Origin of the sequence: Paramaledivibacter caminithermalis DSM 15212, assembly GCF_900142245.1 — a bacterium.
Taxonomy (GTDB): Bacteria; Bacillota; Clostridia; order Peptostreptococcales; family Caminicellaceae; genus Paramaledivibacter; species Paramaledivibacter caminithermalis.
On the sequence record NZ_FRAG01000095.1, the window covers coordinates 1 to 7,224 of the forward strand.

At 32.3% G+C, this 7,224-nt stretch carries 8 protein-coding genes and 1 pseudogene; all 9 read left to right on the plus strand.

All coding sequences use genetic code 11. The annotated features are described in order from the left end of the window. Window positions 1–277: pseudogene (locus tag BUB36_RS17995) on the plus strand (UPF0236 family protein); the annotation flags it as partial. Window positions 278–417: 140 nt separating this feature from the next. Further along, a complete protein-coding gene (locus BUB36_RS18000; protein WP_073153513.1) occupies window positions 418–1,050 on the plus strand; it encodes a redox-sensing transcriptional repressor Rex in 633 nt (210 codons plus the stop codon). A 19-nt stretch (window positions 1,051–1,069) separates the two neighbouring features. Continuing rightward, complete coding sequence (locus tag BUB36_RS18005) at window positions 1,070–1,414, plus strand: DUF3870 domain-containing protein (RefSeq protein ID WP_073153516.1); 345 nt, start codon at window positions 1,070–1,072, stop codon at window positions 1,412–1,414. Window positions 1,415–1,578: 164 nt separating this feature from the next. Further along, entirely contained in the window at window positions 1,579–1,824 is a 246-nt protein-coding gene (locus tag BUB36_RS18010; RefSeq protein ID WP_073153519.1) for a (2Fe-2S) ferredoxin domain-containing protein, read from the plus strand. 68 nt (window positions 1,825–1,892) lie between these two features. Continuing rightward, a complete protein-coding gene (locus BUB36_RS18015; RefSeq protein WP_242655908.1) occupies window positions 1,893–3,551 on the plus strand; it encodes a [Fe-Fe] hydrogenase large subunit C-terminal domain-containing protein in 1,659 nt (552 codons plus the stop codon). Further along, entirely contained in the window at window positions 3,548–4,720 is a 1,173-nt protein-coding gene (locus tag BUB36_RS18020; RefSeq protein ID WP_073153524.1) for a SpoIIE family protein phosphatase, read from the plus strand. Before BUB36_RS18015 ends, BUB36_RS18020 begins: the two co-directional genes overlap by 4 nt. Window positions 4,721–4,808: 88 nt before the next feature. Then, window positions 4,809–6,260 carry a 4Fe-4S dicluster domain-containing protein gene (locus tag BUB36_RS18025; RefSeq protein WP_073153526.1) on the plus strand — a complete coding sequence of 484 codons (1,452 nt, stop codon included), beginning with the start codon at window positions 4,809–4,811 and terminating at the stop codon, window positions 6,258–6,260. Window positions 6,261–6,365: 105 nt separating this feature from the next. Beyond that, entirely contained in the window at window positions 6,366–6,791 is a 426-nt protein-coding gene (locus tag BUB36_RS18030; protein WP_084112138.1) for a methyltransferase, read from the plus strand. A gap of 158 nt (window positions 6,792–6,949) precedes the next feature. Further along, the coding region (locus BUB36_RS18035; RefSeq protein ID WP_165613137.1) for an accessory gene regulator B family protein at window positions 6,950–7,224 on the plus strand (275 nt) is incomplete at its 3' end.

The window sequence follows — 7,224 nt, forward strand, 5'->3', positions numbered from 1 at the left end:
TAGATTGAGTTCTAGACCATTAGCATGGAGTATAGTAGGTGCTGATCAAATGGCACGACTAAGAGTACATCGTGCCAATGGTGGGAAAGTATATGAAACAATGATAAAAAAGAGAAAAGAAAAGCAGAAAGAAAAAAGAATCGAGAAGTTAGATAAAAGAGTTGTAAAAAGAAAATTAAATAAAAAAGTAGAAGAAAAAATTGATAATATAACTGTTTTGAATATTGGGAAAAGAACTTGGGCTAGTGAATTACTCAAGTCTGTTCGTGGTGCTTAATTTCATCAGAACATAAGAATTTTTTTTAAATTTTTTTCCTACAGTATCTTGACACTATCGAATCATTGACAATTTATTGACACTGTCTTAAGGGAATGATATAATTTTATAAAAAAATCAAAAGTGGGAGTTTGTTGAATATGAACGGAAGAACTAAGATATCAATGGCTGTTATAAGAAGATTACCCAAGTATCATAGATATTTAAAGGATTTGCTAGATAGAGATATAAAAAGAATTTCATCTAAAGAACTCAGTGATATAATTGGATTTACTGCATCTCAAATAAGACAGGACCTAAATAATTTTGGGGGGTTTGGACAACAGGGATATGGATATAATGTAGAAGAACTTTATTACGAAATTGGAAAGATATTAGGATTAGATAAGACTTATAATACTATTATTGTTGGAGCAGGGAATTTAGGGCAAGCCCTTGCGAATTATACAAATTTCGACAAGTCTGGATTCCATGTAAAAGCTTTATTTGATATTAATCCAAAGGTTTTTGGTATTAAGATAAGGGATATAGAAATTAAAGATATGGATTATGTTGGACCATTTATAAAGGAGAATGATATTGATATAGCAATTCTTTGTACTAATAAGGATAGCGCTCAGGAAGTTGCAGAAATATTGGTTTCCAATGGAATTAAAGCCATATGGAACTTTGCACCTACAGATTTAAGAGTTCCAGATGATGTGGTAGTAGAAAATGTACATTTGGTTGAGAGTTTATTAACTCTTACATATCTCTATAGAAGTGATGAATAAATCTTAAATGGAGGGTAATATGGACAGGATTTATAACGATGAAACGGTGTATTTTATTTCTTATGCAAAGCTTCCTGGTACTATTTCAGCAGCAAAGCTACTTGATGTAGTTGGGATAGGACTCGTTATAAATTCAAAGACAGGTATAATTGAGGATACAAGCTGTACCTTAATTACTGATGAAGCAAAGAGATTTTTAAAAGAGATTATAGTAGGACATAATGTTCATGAGGAAGGATTAGATGAGCTAATAAATAAAATACAGTATAGGTTTCATGGATTATCCCAAAAAGCTATATGTGTAGCTGTAAAGGCAGCCATTGAGAGATATGAAACGTGGAAAAAAGAAATGGAAGATAGATAAAATAAATCAAGCCAATATTACGAGGATTCCTTATATATGGGGAATCCTTATTATTTTAAAAAAGTATCTATAATTTAACAAATATTGTATTGATAAAAATATAACAAGGGTGTATACTGTACGTGTAAACAGAAATATAAAATCATGTTAAAGGTGTGGTGTGTATGATAGAGATTAATGTATGTATAGGGAGTGCATGTCATTTAAAGGGTGCATATAATGTTATAAACAATCTTAAAAAATTAATAGAGGAGAAAAATTTAGAAGATAAAATTGAAATTAAGGCGGCTTTTTGCCTAGGACAGTGTACAAATGCAGTTTCAGTTAGAATTAATGATGAGCCAATAGTTTCTGTTAATGAGGATGAAGTGGATAAGTTTTTTGAGAGACATCTTGCTGGGAGGGTATAAATTTGAATTTCCTAAACATATCTAATGCAAATTGTCGTAATTGTTATAAGTGCTTCAGAAATTGTATAATGAAATCCATAAAAATAAAAGATGAACAAGCTGAGATGGTAAAAGAAACCTGTATATATTGTGGAGCATGTTTGACATCATGTCCCCAGGGAGCTATAAAGTTTGAAAGTGATTTATCAATGGTAAAAGCAGCAATAGAAGATGGAAAGAAAGTAATTGTAAGCTTAGCGCCTTCCTTTATAGGTGCTTTTGATGTATTAGAGTCGGGTCAGATAGTTACTGGATTAAAAAAGTTGGGGTTTGATATTGTAGAAGAAACAGCTATAGGAGCAGAAGTTGTTGAAAATTTATATAAAAAATATATAGAAGAAAATAAAAAAGAAAATATAATTACGACATGTTGTCCTTCAGCTAATTTATTGCTTGAAATATATTATCCCTCTATGATAGAATATATGCTTCCCATTGTGTCACCTATGATTGCCCATGGTAAAATCTTAAAAAGATTATACGGTAGTGATGCTTTTGTAGTATTTATTGGACCTTGCATAAGTAAGAAGGTTGAATCTAGAGATTTCCAACATGAAACAGCAGTAGATGGGGTATTGACCTTTGATGAGGTCAATACATGGTTTAAGGAAGAGAATATATATCTTAAGTCCTTAGATGTTGATGATTTTGATAATGAATCTTTTAAGACGGGAAGCAGTTTTCCATTAAAGGGAAGTATAGTTAAAAATCTTTTTCATGAAACTCAAGCTTCATATGAATTAATAAGCGTTTCAGGTATAGATGAATGTAGACAAGTATTGGATAGTCTTGCAAAAGGAGAACTAAAAAATGTTTGCTTAGAGCTTAATACATGTAGAGGTGGATGTATAGGAGGTCCTGGAATACCTAAAGAATCACCATCTTATTATGCGAGAAAGAAAAGGGTTAAGGATTATGTAATAAAAAAAGAAATATTAGATTATGATAAGTTTTTAGATTTACCAAAGGGAATAAATTTTAAAAAGTTATTTTTTGATAAAAGTATAAAGAAGATTGTAGCTAGTGAAGAAGATATAGAGGCTATTTTAAAGAAAATGGGTAAATACACAAAAGAAGATGAACTGAATTGTGGAAGTTGTGGCTATGATACCTGTCGTGAAAAGGCTCAAGCGATTTTTGAAGGTAAAGCAGAATATAATATATGTCTTCCATATATGAGAAACAAGTCGGAAAGCCTAACAAATATTATATTCGAATATACTCCAAATTGTATTTTTCTACTTAATGATGAATTAAAGGTGCTTGAGTTTAATCCATCGGCAGAAAGAATATTTCAGGTTAAGGTTGATTATATAAAAGGAAAACCCATATCGATGTTAATTGATGATAGTGATTTTATAGAGGTTATGAATAACAAAGAGAATATACTTGCAAAGAAAGTTTCCTATTCAAACTATGGAGTAGTAATGCTTCAAAATATATTGTATCTAAGAGATCAAAATGTCCTTTTAGTCATCATGTCAAATATTACTAGAGAAGAAAAACAGAAGGAGGAGCTGAAAAAGGTTAAAGAAAATACAGTAAGGGCGGCTCAAAATGTTATCAATAAACAGATGAGGGTAGCCCAAGAAATAGCTAGCTTGCTTGGAGAGACTACTGCAGAAACTAAGACAACCCTAACTAAGCTAAAAATGATAACATTAGCAGAAGATGGTGAGCTTAAATGAGTTTTTTTATAGATATTTCATATGATAGTTTAAACAAATATGGTGAGGAGCTTTGTGGAGATAAGGTTGAGGTAGCTCATACCGATGATAGCGTAATAATTGTTTTAGCCGATGGATTAGGGAGTGGTGTTAAAGCTAATATATTATCTACCCTAACGTCGAAAATTGCAGCTACAATGTTAAAAGAAGGTTCCACCATTTATGAAACAGTTGATACCATTGTTAATACTTTGCCAGAATGTAAAGTAAGAAAATTAGCTTATTCAACCTTTACAATAGTAAAGATATATAAAAATGGCAAGGTATACATAGTAGAATGTGACAATCCTCCCATATTCTTTATAAGGGGTAATAAAATATTAGATATCAAAAAGATTGATAAGAATATAAATGGGAAGTTAATTAAAGAAAGTGAATTTATGCTTGAAAAGAATGATGTCTTAACCATAGTAAGTGATGGGGTTATACATGCTGGTATTGGAGGAGTATTAAATTTAGGATGGCAGTGGGAAAATGTAGCAGAATACTTAGAACGTCTGTCAAAGGATCTTAGAAGTGCTAAAAATATATCTAAAGGTCTAGTTAATGCATGTAATAATTTATATGCAAATAAGCCAGGAGATGATACTACAGTAGCTACAATAAAGATTAGGGAACCAGAAATAGTAAATATTTTTACAGGTCCTCCTAAGGATCCAGAAAAAGATAAATATGTGATAGAAGAGCTTATGAAAAGTCAAGGAAAGAGGATAGTTTGTGGTGGAACTGCTGCAAAAATCGCATCAAGAGAACTTAAGGAGGAATTGATTACTGATATAGAATATATAGATAAAGAAGTACCTCCAACTGCCCATATTAAAGGGATTGATTTAGTGACAGAAGGAGTACTGACTCTGAGTAAGGCAGTGGAAAAAATAAAGGAATTCATGGATTCTTGTTCTGGAGAGTATACAGTATATAATCCTGAAAAAAAGGATGGTGCATCGATATTAGCAAAAATTTTAATCGAAGAATGTACCCATATAAATCTATGGGTTGGCAAGGCTGTTAATCCTGCTCACCAGAATCCAGATCTTCCTATTGACTTAAGTATAAAACTAAAGGTTGTAGGGCAACTTGTGGAATTAATGAGAAAATTAGGGAAGAATGTAAAGCTAATAAATGTTTAACCTATATTATTTATAAAATATTTGATATAGGAGAAATTTTAATTTTCTATGAATAATAATTTGGGTTTAAGGTTTGGAGTGAACTATTATGAGAAAATTTGAAAATGATGTTCAAGTAATAAAATATGAAGTGTTAAAAGAAGTTGCTAAATTAGCAATGGAAGGAACCCTTGAAGAAAAATATCATACAATTCCTGAAAAAATTAGTCCAGGTCCTAAGCCTAGAACAAGATGTTGCGTATATAAAGAAAGGGCAATAATAGAAGAAAGAGTAAAAATAGCTAGGGGTGGAGATAAGGAAAATAAGAATAACATAGAAATAATAAGTATAGCCTGTGATGAGTGTTCTATTAATCGATATACTGTTACTGAAGCATGTAGAGGCTGTTTGGCCAAATGGTGCCATGAAGCTTGCCCCGTTGATGCCATATATTATGTAGGACATAAGGCATATATAAATAATAATAAATGTATAGAATGTGGTAGATGTAAAGATGTTTGCCCATATAATGCTATTTCTGATGTCATGAGACCCTGTAGAAAGGCATGTGAAGCAGACGCCCTATATATAGATAATGATAAAAAGGCTGTTATTGATAATGAGAAATGTGTACAATGTGGTGCCTGTGTATATAAATGCCCCTTTGGTGCTATAATGGATAAGGCATATATTGTGGATGTTATAAATTTATTAAAGGAATCAAAGAGTAGAGATACAAATGTATATGCGGTTATTGCTCCAGCCATATCAAGCCAGTTTACCTATGTGAAGATTGGTCAATTAGTGAAAGGAATAAAGCTTTTGGGGTTCCACGATGTAATTGAAGTTGCACTGGGAGCAGATATTGTAGCCCACCATGAGACCAAGGAATTTGCTGAGGAGATAGAAGAAAAGAAATTTATAACTAGCTCTTGCTGTCCTGCATTTGTTTCATACATTGAAAAAAAATTTCCCGAATTAGGAGAAAATATATCAGGGACTGTATCACCTATGATAGCTGTATCTAGACTTATTAAGAATATGGATAAAAATGCAAAGGTGGTTTTTATTGGACCATGTACTGCAAAAAAAATGGAGATTAACCGAGATGATGTTAAAGGAAGCACCGATTACGTACTTACCTTTGAAGAGCTTACTGCAATGATAGATGCTGCTGGAATAGATTTAAGGGAATGTGAAGAAGATCCTTTAGATAATGCTTCGTTCTTTGGAAGAATTTTTGCACGTACAGGAGGTTTAACAGAAGCTATTAAGCATGTGATTGAAGACGAGAAAATAGATGTGGAATTCAAGCCAGTTATATGTGATGGATTAGCAGAATGCAGTAAAGCCCTTAAAATAGCTAAGGTGAATAGACTAAATGGAAATTTCATTGAGGGAATGGCATGTACTGGCGGCTGTATTGGAGGAGCAGCTTCCATACACCATGGACGGAAGGACCGTAATGAAGTAGACAAATACGGCAAATCAGCCATTGAGAAGAATATAAAGGATTCTTTGAGGATTTTAGATATAGATAAATTAGACTTGGATAGGTAATGTCATGTCACAGAGGTGTCACAGAGGGACGGTTCTTTTGTGTCTGAAGACAAGGGGACGGTTCGTTTGTCTTTCTGAGATGGTGAGTCAAAAAGAACCGTCACCTTGGCTCTCACCTTGGCTCTCCTAGAATATGATAGGGATTTAGAGATCTATGGGTACGACATAGATGGTAGAGTGGCTAAGATAGCTATGAACAATGCCATTGAAGCGGGAGTAGATGACTGCATTCATTTTCAAAAAAGACCTGTAAGTGAGCTTAGTTCAAGAAAAAAATACGGATATATAATATGTAATCCACCCTATGGAGAAAGACTAAGCGAAAAAAGAGAAGTAGAAAGACTTTATAAGGAAATGGGCAGGGTCTTTACAAAGCTGGATACATGGTCATACTATGTAATCACTTCCCATGAAGGCTTTCAAGAATCCTTTGGCAGAAAAGCCGATAAAAACAGAAAGCTTTACAATGGACGTATTAAATGTTATTATTATCAATATTTTGGGCCTAGACCACCGAGAAGAAGTGAATAGCATATATTCAAAACGATTCTAAAAAGAGTCGTTTTTACTTTTTTTGAAAATATACATACCAAATATCACGTTTCAGCTACCATTTTTATAAAAACCATTGGAAAATTTTACAAATAATATAAAATAAAAGATAAATATAGAATTAAATGGTAAAAAATATGATTGATAAAATATGTAGAACAATAACTCAAAAGCTAGTTAAAAATAACATAATTAAATTTGAAGATCATGATATTTACATGTATGGTTTACAGCTATTTATTGTAAGCATATTTAAGGGTATAGGTATATTTGCTATAGCCTATGGATTAGGACGGATAAAGGAAGCAGCGATATTCATAATAGCCTTTGGTATCTTAAGAATAAATGCAGGGGGATACCATTTTAGTACATATTTTAGATGTTTTATAGTAACTATATTAACTATGACAAC